At 59.9% G+C, this 761-nt stretch carries 1 protein-coding gene; it reads right to left on the bottom strand.

The window, feature by feature from the left end:
* Nucleotides 1-7 precede the first annotated feature (7 nt).
* Nucleotides 8-761: N5-glutamine methyltransferase family protein (locus AC1DS5_RS24970; protein ID WP_477720934.1), on the bottom strand; the 754-nt coding region annotated here is incomplete at its 5' end.

Below are 761 nucleotides of genomic sequence, written 5' to 3'. Positions count from 1 at the left end.
TAGCGGTTCAGGTTGTTGCGCCTTTACGGTATCCCATAACGACGCGGCCTTCGCCCGTTTCGTTCGTTACCACGCTGATGCTCTCGTAGCTCTTGTTGCGCTCAAGAAGGGTTGTCACCTGCCGCTCCTGACCGGAGCCGACCTCGAACAGGAGGATGCCGCCCGGCCGCAGATATCGGACTGCGTCCTTCGTAACCCGCATATGGATGCTCAGCCCGTAAGGACCGGCTGCGAATGCCTCACGTGGTTCGAGTTCGAGCAAGGGGGCACGGTCGCCTCTGAGCCGCGTTTCCGAAATATAGGGTGGGTTGCAGACGATCAGGTCGATGGTCCCATCCAGCGACAGATCTGAAAAAGCGTCGAACAGATCGCCCTGAAGCACCGACATGCGTTGCGTGAGTCCGTGATAGGCGACATTGCGACGTGCGACGGTGACGCATCCATCGGTTAGGTCGCTCGCCCAGACGCGTGCGTCGGGGATCTTGAGAGCGATGGCGCATGCCAGATTGCCTGCGCCGCAGCACATGTCGATCACCCGCGGCTCCGCCACGTTTAACTGACGCAGAGCATCGACAGCGCTCGCGCAAAGCAATTCGGTTTCCGGCCGGGGGACGAGCGCACCGGGTGCAACCAGCAGCTCTATTCCCATAAATAGAGTGCGTCCCTCATCGTAAGCTTTGGCGACGTTGATCACTTCGCTCATTGCGGTCACCCTGCCTGGACGTTGCGCGATAACTGTTGCATGCGGCGTGATCATGCAC

This window comes from Polaromonas sp. P4_H1, assembly GCF_056400945.1.
Note: the sequence above shows the minus strand (reverse complement) of the source record. Positions and strands in the feature narration are given on the sequence as shown.